This window comes from Bradyrhizobium sp. ISRA436 (assembly GCF_029910015.1).
Lineage (GTDB): Bacteria > Pseudomonadota > Alphaproteobacteria > Rhizobiales > Xanthobacteraceae > Bradyrhizobium.
The window spans coordinates 4,523,392-4,539,003 of sequence record NZ_CP094519.1; the positions used below are offsets into that span (position 1 = coordinate 4,523,392).

Genomic DNA, 15,612 nt, shown 5'->3' on the forward strand with positions numbered 1-15,612 from the left:
GCGAAGCAAAGGACGTGGCCAAGGTCTGTTGTGGAGCTGCGGCTAAGGCCTCAGCGCCCAAGCCACTGCTTGATCTGCCTTGATACTTCCGCGGTCGAAATTCCGTAGCGGTCGTGTAGAGTCGGAAGCGCGCCGGCGGCGAGAAATTCGTCGGGCAGACCAATCTGGCCGAAGGCGGGATGAACCCCGGAACGCATCAGCAGGCCGGCGACCGCTTCGCCGAGGCCGCCGATCACCGTGTGGTTCTCGGCGACGACGACCATGCGGCCTGGCTTTCCGGCCTCGCGCAGGATCGTTGCCGCATCGAGCGGCTTGATGGTTGGGACGTGCAGCACGGCCGCATCGACGCGGTCGCCGGCCAGCGCCTTTGCGGCCTCGAGCGCGCGCATGGTCATGATGCCGGTGGAGATAATCAGCACATCGCCGCCGTCGCGGATCAGGGACGCCTTGCCGAGCTCAAACTTGTAATCGTACTCGTCCAGCACCAGCGGCACCTGACCGCGCAGCAGCCGCACATAGACCGGGCCTTGGTGGGCAGCGACGGCAGGCACCAATTGCCTGATCTCGTGCGCATCGCAGGGGTCGACCACGATCATGTTCGGCATGGCGCGGAACAGCGCGAGATCCTCGGCTGCCTGATGGCTCGGGCCATAGCCGGAGGTCAGGCCGGGCAGCGCGCAGACGATCTTCACGTTGCGGTCTTCCTCCGCGATCGTCTGATGGATGAAGTCGTAGGCGCGCCGGGACGCAAACACCGCATAGGTTGTTGCGAAGGGCGTGAAGCCTTCGGCAGCCAGCCCCGAGGCGGCACCGAACAGAAGCTGCTCGGCCATACCCATCTGGTAGTAGCGATCAGGAAACGCCTTGGCGAGGATGTGCAGGTCCGTGTACTTGCCAAGATCGGCGGTCATGCCGATCACGTCAGGGCGGCTGCGCGCGAGCTCGACCAGCGCATGCCCGAAAGGCGCGGGCTTTGTTCGTTGCCCTTCGGCGGCGATCGAGGCGATCATGGCCGAGGTGGTCAGTCGCGACTTGCCCGACGGCATGGTTGGTGCGGCGGGCTTCATGACGGCCTCCCTGCTTCGAGTGCGCGCAGAGCGAGCTGCCATTCGTGCGGCTCGACCCGGATGAAATGATTCTTCTCCCGCTGCTCCAGGAACGGCACGCCTTTGCCCATCAGCGTGTCGGCAACGATTATGCGCGGCTTAGGCTCGGGATGGGATTTGGCGGCATCGAAGGCGGCCACCACCGTATCGAGGTCATTGCCATCGACGCGCTGCACGAACCAGCCGAACGCCTTGAGCTTTTCCACGAGAGGCTCGAACGCCATCATTTCCGTCGAAGGGCCGTCGGCCTGCTGGTTGTTGACGTCGACGATGGCAATCAGATTGTCGAGCCTGTGGTGAGCGGCCGACATCATCGCTTCCCAAACCGAGCCTTCGTCGAGTTCGCCGTCGGAGAACAGCGTGTAGATCCGCGCCTTCGATTCCTTCCGCTTCAGACCGAGCGCCATGCCGACACCGATCGCAAGGCCCAGCCCGAGCGAGCCGCCCGACATCTCCATGCCCGGAGTGTAGGAGGCCATGCCCGACATCGGCAGGCGGCTTTCGTCGCTACCATAGCTTTCCAGCTCCGCTTCCGGAATGATGCCGGCCTCGATCAGGGCGGCATAGAGCGCGATGGCATAGTGGCCGTTTGAGAGCAGGAAGCGGTCGCGCCCTTCCCAGGACGGCTCCTCCGGCCGGTATTGCATGGCATGGAAGTAGGCGACCGCAAGCACGTCGGCGATATCGAGCGCCTGCGCGATGTAGCCTTGACCCTGGACCTCACCCATCCGCAGCGCGTTGCGGCGGACATTGTGGGCGCGCTGCGCCAGCGTCGGCGCGTTGGCAATCATCCCAGCATTTCCCATGGCGATCTTCCTTTCGCGCTCAGTGGATGAGCATACCGCCGTTGACATCGATCACCGCCCCCGTGACATAGGCAGACAGGTCAGACGCAAGGAAGGTGTAGATCCCCGCAACGTCTTCGGCTTGGCCGAGGCGGCCGAGCGGAATGCCTTCAAGTATTTTTGCCCTCATCTCATCAGTGAGCTTGCCGGCGGTGATATCGGTTCCGATCAGACCCGGCGTGACGCAATTGACGCGGATGCCGTCGGGGCCGAACTCGCGGGCCATCGCCTTGGCCAGGCCCAGCACGCCGGCCTTCGCCGCCGAATAATGCGGACCGCCGAAGATGCCGCCGCCGCGCTGCGCCGAGACCGACGACATGCAGGCGATCGACCCGGACTTGCGACGGCGCATGTGCGGGATCACTGCCTGGGAGAGGAACAGCACGCCCTTGAGATTGACGTTCTGGATGCGGTCCCAGTCCGCCGGCGTGATGTCGAGCAGCTTCACCGGCTGGGTAATGCCGGCGTTGTTGATCAGGATGTCGATCTGGCCGAAGACGGCGGCGATGGCCTCGATCGCCTTCGCGCAGGATTTCTGGTCGGCGACATCGCAGGTCAGGCCGATGTGAGGCTCACCGGAAATGGCTTCCAGGCTTTTCGCTGCGGCTTCCGCCGCGGCGCCGTCGAGATCGAGGATCGCAACCCGGGCACCTTCCGCCGCAAACCGTCGCGCGGTCGCCAGCCCTATCCCCCGCGCTGAGGCTGCGCCTGAAATGACTGCCGTCTTGCCGCGTAGCAGCATGCCTTCCTCCCTGACCTTCGACCCCGCAAGGCACCGTCGATCGGCGCCCGTCTTCTTGACGCTATCGACTACGCCTGAGCGGCGGTGGCGACAAACGCGCAGTTGTCGCCGACAGATGAATCTGGTTCACTTATCGGATGTTGCTGTCCAGTATCCCGATTTCGGCGATCCGCGCCTTCGAGGCGGCCGCGCGCACCGGCTCCTTCCGTGATGCCGCCAGCGAACTCCACCTGACGCCGAGCGCCGTCAGTCACGCGATCCGCAAGCTGGAAAGCACGATGAGTACGACGCTGTTCGAGCGCAGCGCCCGATCGATCCGGTTGACGCCGGCCGGACATAACCTGATGCGTCATGCCGGGGCCGCGTTCGACAATCTGCGGCGCGGCATCGAGGAGGTCGCCGGCCGCGGGCCGCAACTGCTTCGCGTGCATTGCGCGCCGAGCTTCGCGGCGCAGTGGCTGGCGCCGCGTCTTGGCCAATTCATCGCTGCCGAACCCAAGCTCGAAGTGCGGCTCGCCGCCAGCACCGAATATGCCCGCTTCAGCAACGACGATTTCGATCTCGATATCGTCTACGGTCAGCCCAGAAGCGAGGCCCTGGAAATCATCCCGCTCGGCGAGGAGACCGTGACGCCGCTGTGCACGCCGGCGCTTGCAAAGAAAATTCGCAAGCCGAAGGATTTGTTCGGCCAGGTACTCATCCGTTCAGACGTCAAGCAGGTGCAATGGCATCAATGGTTCGCCGCGAACGGGCTTGAGTCACCCGCGATTCATGGCATGCGTTTCGACCGCAGCTTCCTTGCGATCGCCATGGCTTCGAGCGGTCTCGGCATCACTCTGGAGTCGACGCGGCTTGCCGAACGCGAAATCGAGACGGGCAAATTGGTCGCTCCGCTGGCCGGCCGCGCCGTCGATGTCCGCTATGTCGGCCATCATCTCGTGTTCCCCCGTGCCAACCGGCAGCGCCGCGCGGTTCGGACATTCGCCGATTGGATCATGGCGGAGCTGGCGCCGCCGAAGCGCTAGCAGGCTGTTGAAAAAGTCATTTTCGCCATGAACAGAGTCGAATCCGAAGGCGAACAAATTGGAATCAGAACGAGAATATCGTTCTCTTTTTCAACAGCCTGCTAAAGCTTGCCCCATCGCAACTCATACTGGGCATCGCAGTCGCAAGGAACTATTCTGAAACGCGAAATACCGTGGTGTGTCGGACAGATCGTGTCAGAATGCCCTGGTCGTCGCGCACGACTAAGAGGCCGCTTGCGTGCCATCTCGACGCAGGGGCGATCAGAACTGTACCGGCTACCCGGGAAGTCGACAGACATCCGGATGCAGCAGCGGCGCCTCCTTCATCCAGATACTCGCGCCTTGCGGGCCAATCGTCGCTTTCAGGTCGACGCCGGCGGGTAGCCGCCCCCAGCTCTGCGGCTGCAGCGTCTCATCCCCGATCGTTAGTCCCCCCGATAGGACAAGGAACTCGAGCCCGCGCGCATTCGCCAGGCTGATGACCTCACCCAGTCTTCAAGGCGGACCTCCTCGTGGCCGTCGTCAAATAGAACGCTAGCGCTGCTTGCACCGGGGCGCGGCGCAACCTGTTGGCCCTGCCCCGGCTGACGCACGACCTGGGTCCGGTCCTCGTCCCGGAACTGCCAGAGCCGCACGAAGATGGTGCAGCCCTCCTTCGCAGCGGGGACATGTGACGTCCCCGGCGGATTGCGGAAGTAGCTGCCCGCGGGATAGTCGCCATGCTCATCCTGAAAGATACCTTCAAGGACGACAATCTCTTCTCCACCGCCATGCGTATGACGCGGGAAGATGCTACCGGGAGCATAGCGCACGATCGAGGTGGCGCGCGCGACTTCGCCGCCAATTCGAAACAGCATGCGCCGATCCACGCCGGCCGACGGACTGGCCACCCAGTCCAGTTTCGCGGCGTGAACGATAACAGGCTTCGATAGATCATCGTTGATGCGCATCGTCGCTCTCCTCAGGGTCGCACGGTCCGAAACTTACCTTTCGCTATGCTGGATCCTCTTGCCATTGCAGGTACCTAACACTGCTGACGTCAGATCCCCGCGAGCGGAACGCCGCTCGCCGGATTCTGCGGCCGTCGTGACGCGATCAGTCGCCGCGCGTCGTCGGCTCGACCACTGCGCAGCAAGGCGCAAGTCACGGAATATTCCAGCAAGTCGCGCTGGGCGCGGCTGCCCCCAACCCTTTCGTGGGTTGCCAGGACCGGCCTTAGCTCATCGACGACCCGTGTCCAGTCGCCTTTGGCCAAACCATCGAAGCCGCGCGCGATGGGTGCCACAATGTCCGCGGCGGGTCCCTTCGGGTTCTCGATGATCCGCGCCAGCGCCTCCGCATCGCCGGCCATTGCAAAGGCAAGCGCACTGTGCATGTCGGCAAAGATGATCCCTGAGTTGGGAAACCACTTCGCCGCATACTGGCTGATCTCTCTCCACAGTCCCGGATCTCGCGGCTCGCCCGCCATCTCGGCGCGTGCAAGGAACGAAGCGCAATCGGTAAGGACATTAATTTGCGGCCCCCACGAGCCGCCCGGATGCAGCGCCTCACGATAGATCTTCCAGGCCTGATCCCGCCTGCCGGTCTCCAGCGACCAGAGCGCAAGATGCCAATTGATATGGCAATGCAGTTGCCCCTCGCGCGGGTAGTCGGCGTTCCATTGCCCGAGGTAAGCCAGCCCTTCCTCGCGCTGTCCTTTCTCGTAGAACAGGTGGGCCTTGATATGCGCAGCGTGGGCGTTGCGCGGAAAGCCGCGAAGCGCGGCCTCGATATTGTTGAAACCGCTGTCGAGCCTGTGCAGCTCGATTTCGGCAAAGGCGAGCACGGTTCGAAACCACCAGTCATCGCCGTAGTGGGTTGCAAGCGGCTCCAGCATCGCCAGTTGCTCAACCTCGCGGCCGGACTTACCCGAGAAGCCGATCAAGCCGAAGACACCGGTGGCCGGTGCCAGCACCATGGCATCCCAGCACCATGGCATCGCGCGGCGAGTGCTTCATATGTTCGGCGATCGCCGAAACCGCCGCAGCGCCTTGACCGCTCAGGATCTTGGCAAAGATCGCAATATGACCTTGCTCGCGCGAAGTCGTAGCCGGCGCCAGCGCCAGAGCGCGTTCGAGCGGCGCTTTGGCTTCGTTGCCGCGACCGAGCACCTGCAGGGTTCGCGCAAGCGCGATGTGCGCCAGAGCAAAACCTTCGTCGGCGGCGATCGCGTCGCGGAATGCCCGGTCAAATCCCCGAGCCGGCCGAGAGCAGTTTGTCGACGCCGGCGACATAGGCGTCGCGGGCGGCGGCAGAACTTGTGCTCAAGCGGTTACCGTAACGATCCTCAAGGACGCCCGTCATTTTGATGACCCTCCCTCCACGGAAGCCCGCTTGGCTTTGGCTTGCCGCTGGCGGCGCTCATCGCCCAGCTTGAGCAGCCGCTCTCGATCCCCCGGATTTACTCTCCCATATCGAGGCCGCCAGAGGGAACCGTCCTCCTTCCACGCAAATGGCGCTTTGACAGTCGTTCGCGGCGCCGTCGCCGTTTCAAAAAGCGTAAGCGCCTGGCGCACGATTTCGCGCTGCATGTCGGGTCGCCACGGATGCCCGCACGGATTGCCCAGCGGAAAATCCGTGAAGTAGAACCTTGGAACGCCGCAGTGCTCCACCACATCCAGCGCCGAGCCGATAATGACGGTCGGAATGCCGTTCGCTTCCAGATGCCGGGCCACCAAGCTTACGGTCTGATGGCAAACAGGGCATAAGGGGCAAAGGATCGCAGCATCCGCCCCGTCTTTTCGAACCCGCGCCAGGATTTCAGGTGCATCCTCGGTGTTCGTTTTCCGTTGGCTGTATTCTGTCGGCACACCGTGAAAGTGGCGGGTCAGTCCGACGAGTGATCCTTCGCCGACCAATCCGAAAGCGGGCTCTATTGGCAAGAAGCTGCCCGGGTCATTGGTGTGGGTCGACTCCTTGTCCCATGCAACATTGTCGGTAAACAGCCTCTTGGGCGGCGGCGAAACCAAACCGGACCACACCCGCTTCACGCCGTCAAAGTCCGCCGGGCTGGCCGTGGTGATCAGTGCGATGCGCAGGTCCGACGACGGTTTGGCAGGCAAGGTGAAGGGGACATCATCAAAGGTCGCCCAGACATAGTCGTTGTCGTAACCGAGAGCACGGTAATAGTGGCGCGTTCGCTCCATATATTGAACCGGGGTTTCCGCTGCGGTCATGTGGATTCTCCTCGAGACGCTAACTTCGTGGTGCGGGTCCGGCATGAAAAGCCGACGAGTGTCAGCAACGCGCCGAGCAGTGGCGCGAAAGACAGCATCAGGACGATCGACCAGCCGAAGGCCGACAGCAGCCCGCCCGAGAGGAAGGAGCCGACGGTCATCGTGCCGAAGACCACGAAGTCGTTGAGCGACTGAACGCGCGCCTTTTCCTCGGGACGATGGCACTCCAGAACCATCGCCGACGCGCCGATGAACCCGAAGTTCCAGCCGATCCCGAGCAGGCTCAACGTCGCCCAGAAATGCACGACATCGATCCCAAGCAGGCCCACCGACGAAGAGGCCGCCAGCACCAACCCGACCGCGACGATCGCGGATGCGCCGAAGCGCGTGATCAAGCGGCCGGACCAAAAACTCGGGGCGTACATCGCGATGACGTGCCACTGCAGACCGAGATTGGCCGATTCCTGGGACAGGCCGCAAAGCTTCATCGCCAGCGGCGCTGCCGTCATGAGGAAATTCATGAGCAGGTAGGAGACGCCCCCCCAGATCACGGCGAGGATGAAGCGCGGCTGCCGGGCGATGACAGCGAGCGGCCTTCCGGCGCTTAGATGAACTGCTCTCAGCGGAGGAAGCTCAACGCCCGCCAGAATGACCGCGGAGAGCGCGGCAACCGCCGCCTGGCCGATAAACGTCGCGGCAAAGAGGTAGGGCGCCCACAGGTTCATGGTGTGCGCCAAGCGGATCATCTACTTCCTCCTCGACCTTGAGCAGCCGATAATCGCAAAAGTGAACGGTCCGTGCATGGGACTGGGAGCCACGATCGCCCTCTTCTGCGATATCATTTACATGGCGGACGATGCCACGATCGGCGACCCGCATGTCAGGGCCGGTGTGGTTGCGGGCGACGGTGGGGCGATCATTTGGCCCCAACTGATTGGATACGCCCGAGCGAAGGAATATCTCATGACCGGAAGCGATCCAGGCGTTTACCGATAAGCGTAAACCACAGTTCCAGGGGCTCTAAGCAGCCATCGTGATTACCTCGGCCCACGCAGGCCGAGGATTCACTCCAATTGCCTCAAACGGTATGAGGAACAACTCCTGCGCCTCGCATCCTGCTCTCCCTGCGCTCTACGCCGAGTTTCAATATGACAATTCGAAACACGTGAGCGAGGGATCCTCCTGTTTCCACACGAGGCTCGGAAAAATAATGATTGCGCATTCTGGTAACCGGGGCCAGCGAAGCGAACCGAACGGCTGAAGGAGCGCGTAGGTCGGTATACGATGGCTGACCCCAAAAAGGAGAGGCGCGGTAAGTCGCTTATACTCGTAGGAGCGCTTTGCTCGAATCGCTCTAGGCAAAACTGAAGCCGTTCACTCTCGCATGCGTGAATATGTCGCCATCTTGAACAATCAGCAACTCCGCGCGAACTCCACCATTGTTGTGATGCGAGTGCCAAGCAAATGGCGGAGTTATCGTCGTGGAAAGCTCAGACCATTCTTTGATATAGCCATCAACGACGCTATGGCAATTTTTTCCCGCCAGAACCAGCATCACGGCTACTGAGTTGTGCCTGTGCGGCCGCGTTTCCATGCCAGGATCAAGAGTATTCAAGGCAAGGGTAAGCACGGGCGCGATGTTCCGGCTCGCATCATGGTTTTCGCTGGAAAAGATGATCGCTCGCCCCGCTGTATCCGCCTCTTGCTCCGCCGAATAGATCAGATCCATCTGGCGCCTGATCTCCTTTGCGGGATAGTGAACAGGAGCAATCGATGACTCGGCTGCCGATTTTGCGTTCAGATCCATGAAGCGGAGAAGCGGATCGTCACCGACCGCCCACAAGACAGTATTGCGATCTCCCCGCGAACGCAGGCAAATTGCTTGATCACCGGGCATTAAAAAGACGTCCCCTGTCTGCCACTCGATGACTGCGTCCCCATCTCCCACCTGCCCAGAGCCGGTGATGCAGTAGAAAATCATCGTTGACGCAGCTGCAGCGAGCTTCAGTTGCTCCCCAGGCCGGACCACGACATAGCGCGCCAGAACATTTGGAGTAGTGGCCGGATCGTTCAGTCCCAATGCAGCCGAGCTATCGCAATAGATAATGCCAGTTCGAGCGTCGGGATCGAGTGCCTTCTTAGCTTCATTGACGAATGTAGCTGGTGGCACAGCACTCTGCTCCAACTGAAATGCAGTGCCGGAATTGTAGTATCGCGCCGCCTTTTGCGCATCGGTAGCTGGTGCGGAGTTTTTCTGCACGGGAATATCGCGCATCGTGATCGTTGACATGACAATCTCCATGTGTGGTTGCAGCTCTGATCCAGATTGAGCTCGTCGTCCGCCCCCTCGGATTTAACGCTTCGGCAGAAGATGTCCCCAGCAGTCCATGAAACTTTCAACAGCCAACGCGATCTCGGCGAGGTCGTCATTTGAAAGCACCAGCGATAACGCCATCATGCCCCGCCGGGCGATCCAGATACTCTCCTCCAGCATGTGGAGATAGAACAGCTCGCGCAGTCGCGGATCGGAAGCCGCGGCGTCGCGCGCGTTCTTCAGCAAACCGGGCACAAAATGGATCGCCAGGATCGAGCCGAAGCCGGTGAACTGCGCTGCGATGCCTGCCTCCTCCAGCATCGTGTTCAAGCGCTGCCGCAGGTTGTTGCCGCTCGCCGACAATTGCTCGATCGCGGCCGCCGTCACGACCTCCGACAGCACGGCTGCGCCGACCCGCATGCCAAGGCTATTATTGTTGAACGTGCCGGAGAGAACAAGTGACGCCGGCTTGCGCGGGTCGAACAACGCCATGATGTCCTCTCGCCCGCCAAACGCGCCAATCGAAAGGCCGCCGGCTATATACTTGCCGAGCGTGGTCATGTCCGGTGTGACGCCCCAATGCCCCTGCATGCCGCTCGGCGCCAGGCGCGACGTCTGGATTTCGTCGAAGATCAGGACAGCGCCAACCCGAACCGTTTCCTCCTTCACCGCAGCAAGAAATTCGCGTTGAGCCGGAATACCGCCTCCCGCGCCCAGCATTGGCTCCATGATCACGACACCAAGCTTCTCGCCTTCGCGGCGGATGATCTCGCGAGCCGCTTCGACATCATTATAGGGCGCCTGCACGACATCAAGGCGCGCGTTCAGAGGCGACAGGCCATTGACCGGGAAGTTCAGGCTGCCGCCATGATAGGCACCCTCAAACACCATGACTTTTGACCTGCCGGTGTAATGAAGCGCGGTAGCGATCGCGGAAACGTTGGCCTCGGTTCCGGAATTCGCAAAACGAACTTTGTCGATCGACGGGAATCGATCGACAATCAAGCGAGCAAAGCGCGCCTCATCCTCAATTTGTCCGCCAAGACTGAGGCCATCGTCGAGGGCCTGCCTCATTGTCCGCAGCACGATTGGATTGGAATGCCCGAGCAGACCCGCGGTGAACTCGCTGAGCGCATCGACATAGCGTTTGCCGTCGAGATCCCACACATGCGCGTCCTGGCCACGCGCGATGAAGACCGGGAATGGCGAGTTGAAAAGACCGGTGCGTGTGGTCCCCCCCGGGAGGTACTCGGCAGCTCGCTTGAACGCCTCGAAGCTCTTGCCGTTACGATCGATATAGCTGGCGCGTGCCGCAGCCAGCGCGGCATCGATATCGACTTCCGTGTTTTTCTCATTGGGCTGACTCGACGGACTCATGGCTGCTCCTGAAATTGACTTTGTGAAGCGCGTGACGCGGGACGCCTATGGAACGCTACCGCAGCGGCGGTCGGCGGAGATGGCTCAGGCTCAGCGAGTAATCACCGCGATCGCGTCGATCTCGATCAACGCGCCAGGCGCCGCAAGCGCTGACACCTCAACAAGCGTGCTCGCCGGCTTGGTGCCCCCGAAGATGCGTGCTCGGACATCATTGACCTGTTCACGCCGGCTGATGTCGGTGACATAGGACGTCATCTGGACAACGTCTGCGCTGGTCGCCCCAGCCGAGCGCAGAATGCGATCCAGGATCTCAAATACCCGCGCGGCCTGCGGGCCGATCTCTCCTGGAGCGACGACCTTGCCGTCATCACCGAAGGGGAGCAGGCCGGACACGTAGACGGTGTTGCCGGCTCGGACAGCATGACTGAAGTGACCACGTGGTGCCGGCAAGTCGTCGCTGACGATCTGAGTATGAGATGCGTCACTCATATGGAACAACCTCTCACTATTTGATTTGCCGACGTTAGTGGGCCTGCCGCTTGATCGATCGCTCGCAAGGACTCCGTGAAGACGCTGATGACGTGCTCCACATCCTCACCTGTGTATGGCGCGATCGGACCGAACGTACGCGATGTAATTGCCAATCCGCGATTGGTCACTCCGAGACACATCAATCGCCACAGATCTTGGTTGGCCCGCTCGGCGGTGTCCGCGTCAACAACCTCCTCGCCCGTGAAGTGAATGCCTGCGCATGGCCCCTCTCCCGTCACCTGCACAGGAATTCGAAGCCCAGCCGCGGCTGTGCGAAGCCCCTCCCGCAGACGCGCACCTAGCGCACATACTCGAGCAAAGACTTCCGGTGTTGCCAGCTTCATGTTGGCGACTGATGCGGCCAGAGTGACCGGGTTCTGAGCGTGCGTGTTCGAGGCGCTGATCGGTTGCTCGACGAGTTCGGTTCGTCCGACGACCGCCGCGACAGGGAGGCCGCCGCCGAGCATCTTGCCGATTACCGTCAGATCCGGCGGCGGAGCGATGCCCAGCAGCTCTGCCGCGCCACCAACCGCAAAGCGATTCCCGGTGATGATCTCGTCGAGGATGAACGGCACCTCGTTCTTGAACGCTGCGGTGCGGATCGCCTGAAGGTACCCATTGCGTTGATGGACGGCGCCGGGGATGGTCATCATAGGTTCGACGATGACAGCGGCCAGGTCCGAAGCATGCTGTTCGATCAACCTGACCGACTGTTCGATGTCGTTGTATGGCATGTCCACCTGCCACGCAGACAGGCCGGTCGGCAGCCCGCGTACCGATGAGCCGCCCTGCAAGAGATGGTCGTTCTGCCCGTGGAACCCACCGCGCACACGGAGAATCTTTTGTCGCCCTGTCGCACTGCGTGCCAGTCGAAGCGCGTAGGTGTTCGCCTCAGAACCGGATGGCGCGAAGACGACGCGTTCGGCACCGGGGATGCGGCTGCATATCAGGGACGCGAACTCGTCCCGGATCAAACTCGGGTGCATGGCACCGCCAGGGGCACCGAGGCGAGCAGCGGCATCGGAGATGGCCGCCGTGATCACGGGATTGCCGCGACCAAACAGGGAGGCGTTCCAGCCCGCGTTGCAGTCGAGAAATCTGTTGCCGTCGATATCGGTGAACCACGCCCCGGAGCCTTCGGCGACGTACACCGGAAACGGCATGCCCGAATTGAACCTCGTTCTCTGGGTAAGCGCGATAGCGGCGGACGATTGACGGTTCGCTGCTGCAGACTTCGCGTGCTTCTGTCCGTACTCTGCCTGCCATGCCGAGCGAAGCTCCTCGACGGCGGCAACCGTGCTCGAGCTCACCCTCGTTTCATTGCTAGACACGTGGCTCTCGATCGTGGTCATATCTACCGCCTTAACAGTTTACGCCAGCACCCATTGACGGGCGCACGGCTACCTCACGCTAGTTCTTGTATTTGTGGAGCGACAGAATCTCGCGGGCTTCTCTTGGAGAGGCCGGTCGGGAGCCAAGATCGGAAACGATGCGTACCGCCTTGGCGACCAGCTCCGCATTGCTGCGGGCGAGCACCCCTTTCTCGATTTGAAGGTTATCTTCCATACCGACGCGCACGTGACCGCCCAGCAGCACCGAGAGCGCAACGGTCGGGAACGACATGCGGCCGATCCCAAAGGCACTCCACTCCCAGCCTTCCGGGAGCATGCGGACAAGAGCCGAAAGCATCTCAGCGTTCGCCGGCGTCGCATATTTCACGCCTAATACGAACTGCAGGAAATTTCGCTCGGGCAGCACGCCTTCCGCGGCGAGATCGCGCGCCAGGACCACATCCCCCGGATTGAATATCTCCAGCTCAGGGGCGGTGCCAGCTGCGCGAATGCGTGCTGCCATGACGCGCAGGGAGTCTGGTGTGTTGATGACGACCGAGCCGAAGGAATACATGGTGTTGAGATCGAGCGTGCAGATTTCGGGTTTCAGCGCCTCCACATGAGCCACCCGCGCCTCCCCCCGCATCAGCGACGTTCCCGGACCGGCAACAGCAGGATCATCCTGGCCAGGAACAAAACGCTGGCCAGGCCCAGTCGTCAGATTCACGAGCACGTCGGTCCCACTGTTCCTGATGCGCTCGACCACCTGCCGGTAAAGCTCCAGATCTATTGATGGCGCACCGGTCTCCGGGTTGCGCACATGTATGTGCACGATGGCAGCGCCAGCGTGGGCGGCCTCGATACAGGACTGCGCAATCTGCGCGGGCGTGATCGGCAAGTACGGGCTCTGGTTCGGCTGCGTCAGATTGCCGGTGACGGCACAAGTTACAATTGTGGGACGAGAGAAACTCATGGTCATTTCCTCAGAACAGCCGCCCGAAGGCGCCCGCGCGTCTGCTCAGGCGGACAGCGCAAGCTCGCGTTCGGCATGCAGTGCCGTTGCGACCTTGATGTCGAGCCAGCGCCGCGCGTTGACGGTGACGCGGTCGCCGACATTGACGATAACGGTCGTCGTCTCGGCCTCGATGATTGCCGGGCCGTGGATAATGTTTCCTGGGCTCAATCGTTCGGCCGCATAGACGTCGACTTCTGTCCACGCATTATTGAAAAAGGCCTTGCGTCGCTTATGCGCCACCGCTGGCGCAGAGCTGACGGGTTCGACCTTGTCCTTCGCTCGCGCCACGATTCCGACCGCAGCAACGCGCCCATTCACCAGCACGACCTCTTCATCTCGCAGTGAATAGGTGTAGAGATCCTCATGTGCACGATGAAAGCGGTCCTCGATCTGGTCGATCAGATCCAGCGAGTCCAGATCGACGTTCGACAGTGGTACATCGACCTCGAACACCTGCTCGCCATAGCGCATCTCCGCGGACCGCTCGATCCTGATCGGCCCCGCGAACCAGGCGCGAAGCCGATCGGCGGCCTGCTTCTCCAGGGCGGAGTACATATTGCGCACCTGCATTTCGGAGGAATCATCGTCCATTTGGTGGTGCGTACGACTTACCTCGTAGCGCAAGTCGCTTGTCAGCATGCCCCACGCTGACAACACCGATGCTTCAGTCGGGATGATGATGCGCTTTATCTCGAGTTCGCGCGCGACTTCGGCGGCATGAATGCCGGCGGCGCCGCCGAAGCTCAGCAGCGCGAAACGACGGGGATCGACGCCGCGCTTGAGCGTCATCAGGCGGATGCCATCCGCCATCGCGAGATTGACCAGGCGAAATACTCCAGCCGCCGCCTTTTCGCGCGTCAGCCCGAGTTGACCGGCCAGTCGGTCGAGCGCAGCCTCGGCCGCTCGCTGGTCAAGCGGCCGACGCCCGCCCATGAAGCTTCCGGCATCCAGATAGCCAAGGATCAGATTGGCATCGGTTACGGTCGGTGAGTTGCCGCCGTTGCCGTAGCACGCAGGGCCGGGCACCGAGCCGGCACTTTCGGGTCCAACACGAAAGGCTCCGCCCGCATCGACGCCCGCGATCGATCCGCCGCCGGCGGCAATGCTCGCGATATCGAGGCTACGCAGGGCGATCCGCTGATCCGCAAGCCCACCATCCGCCGAGAGCGATGCGCGACCGTCCGCGATCAGGGAGATATCCGTGCTGGTGCCCCCCATATCGAACGGCACGAGGTCGGGCACACCAAGAAGCTCGGCGCAGCGGCGGCTGCCGGAGATGCCGCCGGCCGGACCGGACAGGACGGTGGCCGCAGCAAGGCGCCAGGCTTCTTCCACCGGTGCCATGCCGCCATGCGAAAGAATGATGAACAAGCTGCCGGTGAAGCCCGCCGTGGCCAGGCGCTGCTCGAGACCCGTCAGGTAGTGACGGACCGCGGGCCCTACATAGGCATTGACGATCGTCGTCGATACCCGCTCGAATTCTTTGATCTGCGGGAGCACATCTGACGATCGCGAAACATTCACATCGGGCAGCTCGCGCGCCAGACGTTCGGCTGCAGCGATTTCATGCGCCGAATTGCTATAGGAGTGCAGGAAGCATAGCGCGACTGACGTCGCGCCGGAGGCCCGGATGGCTTCTACCGCTTCATCCAGCGAAGTTTCGTCAAGCGGAACGATGACCTCGCCTTGGGGGCCGATCCGCTCGCGCACGCCGAAGCGGAGGTTACGCGGCACCAGCGGCGCTGGTGGCGACGACCTGAGATTATAGCGGTCACCTTTCAACCCCTCCCGCATCTCGATTACGTCGCGATGACCTGCCGTTGTCAGGAGCGCCACTTTCGCGCCCTTGCGCTCCAGGAGTGCGTTGGTCGCGACCGTCGTCCCGTGAACGATCCGCTCGGTCCGGCTGAGCATCTCCTGACGCGATAGGCCGAGCCGCTGTGCCAGCTCTTGCAGCCCGACCATGACGCCGACCGACTGGTCCTGCGGGGTCGAGGGCGATTTGGCAAAGACTGTCCGGCCCCCATTGTCGATAGCCACGAGGTCGGTGAACGTGCCGCCGACATCGATTCCGATGGTCAACATGATATCGAACCTGCTTGCTTGCTGAA

Annotated in this window: 14 protein-coding genes and 2 pseudogenes; 2 read left to right on the plus strand and 14 right to left on the minus strand. The window is 62.0% G+C overall.

Annotated elements, in window-relative coordinates:
* Positions 1-50 precede the first annotated feature (50 nt).
* The 3 genes from MTX23_RS21475 to MTX23_RS21485 are packed head-to-tail and all read right to left on the minus strand — an operon-like array spanning position 51 to position 2,693.
* Complete coding sequence (locus tag MTX23_RS21475; RefSeq protein WP_280972193.1) at positions 51-1,067, minus strand: transketolase family protein; 1,017 nt, start codon at positions 1,065-1,067, stop codon at positions 51-53.
* Positions 1,064-1,912, minus strand: a complete 849-nt coding sequence (locus MTX23_RS21480; RefSeq protein ID WP_280972194.1) for a transketolase — start codon at positions 1,910-1,912, stop codon at positions 1,064-1,066. Before MTX23_RS21480 ends, MTX23_RS21475 begins: the two co-directional genes overlap by 4 nt.
* Positions 1,913-1,931: 19 nt before the next feature.
* A complete protein-coding gene (locus tag MTX23_RS21485; protein ID WP_280972195.1) occupies positions 1,932-2,693 on the minus strand; it encodes an SDR family oxidoreductase in 762 nt (253 codons plus the stop codon).
* Between the two features lie 140 nt (positions 2,694-2,833).
* Between MTX23_RS21485 and MTX23_RS21490 the strand changes: the two genes are divergently transcribed.
* On the plus strand, positions 2,834-3,718 hold the full coding sequence (locus tag MTX23_RS21490; protein WP_280978138.1) for a LysR substrate-binding domain-containing protein: 885 nt from the start codon (positions 2,834-2,836) through the stop codon (positions 3,716-3,718).
* Positions 3,719-3,994: 276 nt separating this feature from the next.
* On the opposite strand, the pseudogene MTX23_RS21495 reads toward MTX23_RS21490, so the two are convergent.
* The 5 genes and pseudogenes from MTX23_RS21495 to MTX23_RS21515 all read right to left on the minus strand — a co-directional run.
* Positions 3,995-4,668: pseudogene (locus tag MTX23_RS21495) on the minus strand (cupin domain-containing protein).
* A gap of 89 nt (positions 4,669-4,757) precedes the next feature.
* Complete coding sequence (locus tag MTX23_RS21500; protein ID WP_280990691.1) at positions 4,758-5,675, minus strand: hypothetical protein; 918 nt, start codon at positions 5,673-5,675, stop codon at positions 4,758-4,760.
* The gene (locus MTX23_RS21505) at positions 5,623-5,991 is read right to left on the minus strand and encodes a hypothetical protein (protein WP_280972197.1); all 369 of its coding nucleotides are present in this window, start codon (positions 5,989-5,991) and stop codon (positions 5,623-5,625) included. Before MTX23_RS21505 ends, MTX23_RS21500 begins: the two co-directional genes overlap by 53 nt.
* A gap of 66 nt (positions 5,992-6,057) precedes the next feature.
* On the minus strand, positions 6,058-6,933 hold the full coding sequence (locus MTX23_RS21510) for a glycine reductase (RefSeq protein ID WP_280972198.1): 876 nt from the start codon (positions 6,931-6,933) through the stop codon (positions 6,058-6,060).
* Positions 6,930-7,670: pseudogene (locus MTX23_RS21515) on the minus strand (MFS transporter); the annotation flags it as partial. The gene MTX23_RS21510 and the pseudogene MTX23_RS21515, both read right to left, overlap by 4 nt.
* Positions 7,671-7,734: 64 nt before the next feature.
* Between MTX23_RS21515 and MTX23_RS21520 the strand changes: the two are divergent.
* Positions 7,735-7,929, plus strand: a complete 195-nt coding sequence (locus MTX23_RS21520; RefSeq protein WP_348637572.1) for an enoyl-CoA hydratase/isomerase family protein — start codon at positions 7,735-7,737, stop codon at positions 7,927-7,929.
* Between the two features lie 358 nt (positions 7,930-8,287).
* Here MTX23_RS21520 and MTX23_RS21525 read toward each other — a convergent pair whose 3' ends face one another.
* The 6 genes from MTX23_RS21525 to MTX23_RS21550 form a co-directional block, all read right to left on the minus strand.
* Entirely contained in the window at positions 8,288-9,223 is a 936-nt protein-coding gene (locus MTX23_RS21525; RefSeq protein ID WP_280972199.1) for a hypothetical protein, read from the minus strand.
* Between the two features lie 63 nt (positions 9,224-9,286).
* A complete protein-coding gene (locus MTX23_RS21530) occupies positions 9,287-10,624 on the minus strand; it encodes an aminotransferase class III-fold pyridoxal phosphate-dependent enzyme (RefSeq protein ID WP_280972200.1) in 1,338 nt (445 codons plus the stop codon).
* Positions 10,625-10,714: 90 nt separating this feature from the next.
* A complete protein-coding gene (locus tag MTX23_RS21535; RefSeq protein WP_280972201.1) occupies positions 10,715-11,017 on the minus strand; it encodes a RidA family protein in 303 nt (100 codons plus the stop codon).
* A gap of 92 nt (positions 11,018-11,109) precedes the next feature.
* The gene (locus tag MTX23_RS21540; protein WP_280972202.1) at positions 11,110-12,507 is read right to left on the minus strand and encodes an aminotransferase class III-fold pyridoxal phosphate-dependent enzyme; all 1,398 of its coding nucleotides are present in this window, start codon (positions 12,505-12,507) and stop codon (positions 11,110-11,112) included.
* A 58-nt stretch (positions 12,508-12,565) separates the two neighbouring features.
* Positions 12,566-13,459 carry a 3-keto-5-aminohexanoate cleavage protein gene (locus tag MTX23_RS21545; RefSeq protein ID WP_280972203.1) on the minus strand — a complete coding sequence of 298 codons (894 nt, stop codon included), beginning with the start codon at positions 13,457-13,459 and terminating at the stop codon, positions 12,566-12,568.
* 45 nt (positions 13,460-13,504) lie between these two features.
* The gene (locus MTX23_RS21550) at positions 13,505-15,586 is read right to left on the minus strand and encodes a hydantoinase/oxoprolinase family protein (RefSeq protein ID WP_280972204.1); all 2,082 of its coding nucleotides are present in this window, start codon (positions 15,584-15,586) and stop codon (positions 13,505-13,507) included.
* Positions 15,587-15,612: the final 26 nt, after the last annotated feature.

What these genes read in the sequence shown, in the direction of transcription:
- MTX23_RS21520 (WP_348637572.1), top strand. Translation starts at nt 7,735, where the DNA reads ATGGGACTGGGAGCCACGATCGCCCTCTTCTGCGATATCATTTACATG.
- MTX23_RS21505 (WP_280972197.1), bottom strand. Translation starts at nt 5,991, where the DNA reads ATGTCGCCGGCGTCGACAAACTGCTCTCGGCCGGCTCGGGGATTTGAC.
- MTX23_RS21550 (WP_280972204.1), bottom strand. Translation starts at nt 15,586, where the DNA reads ATGTTGACCATCGGAATCGATGTCGGCGGCACGTTCACCGACCTCGTG.
- MTX23_RS21545 (WP_280972203.1), bottom strand. Translation starts at nt 13,459, where the DNA reads ATGAGTTTCTCTCGTCCCACAATTGTAACTTGTGCCGTCACCGGCAAT.
- MTX23_RS21530 (WP_280972200.1), bottom strand. Translation starts at nt 10,624, where the DNA reads ATGAGTCCGTCGAGTCAGCCCAATGAGAAAAACACGGAAGTCGATATC.
- MTX23_RS21525 (WP_280972199.1), bottom strand. Translation starts at nt 9,223, where the DNA reads ATGTCAACGATCACGATGCGCGATATTCCCGTGCAGAAAAACTCCGCA.
- MTX23_RS21510 (WP_280972198.1), bottom strand. Translation starts at nt 6,933, where the DNA reads ATGACCGCAGCGGAAACCCCGGTTCAATATATGGAGCGAACGCGCCAC.
- MTX23_RS21480 (WP_280972194.1), bottom strand. Translation starts at nt 1,912, where the DNA reads ATGGGAAATGCTGGGATGATTGCCAACGCGCCGACGCTGGCGCAGCGC.
- MTX23_RS21540 (WP_280972202.1), bottom strand. Translation starts at nt 12,507, where the DNA reads ATGACCACGATCGAGAGCCACGTGTCTAGCAATGAAACGAGGGTGAGC.
- MTX23_RS21475 (WP_280972193.1), bottom strand. Translation starts at nt 1,067, where the DNA reads ATGAAGCCCGCCGCACCAACCATGCCGTCGGGCAAGTCGCGACTGACC.
- MTX23_RS21485 (WP_280972195.1), bottom strand. Translation starts at nt 2,693, where the DNA reads ATGCTGCTACGCGGCAAGACGGCAGTCATTTCAGGCGCAGCCTCAGCG.
- MTX23_RS21500 (WP_280990691.1), bottom strand. Translation starts at nt 5,675, where the DNA reads ATGGTGCTGGCACCGGCCACCGGTGTCTTCGGCTTGATCGGCTTCTCG.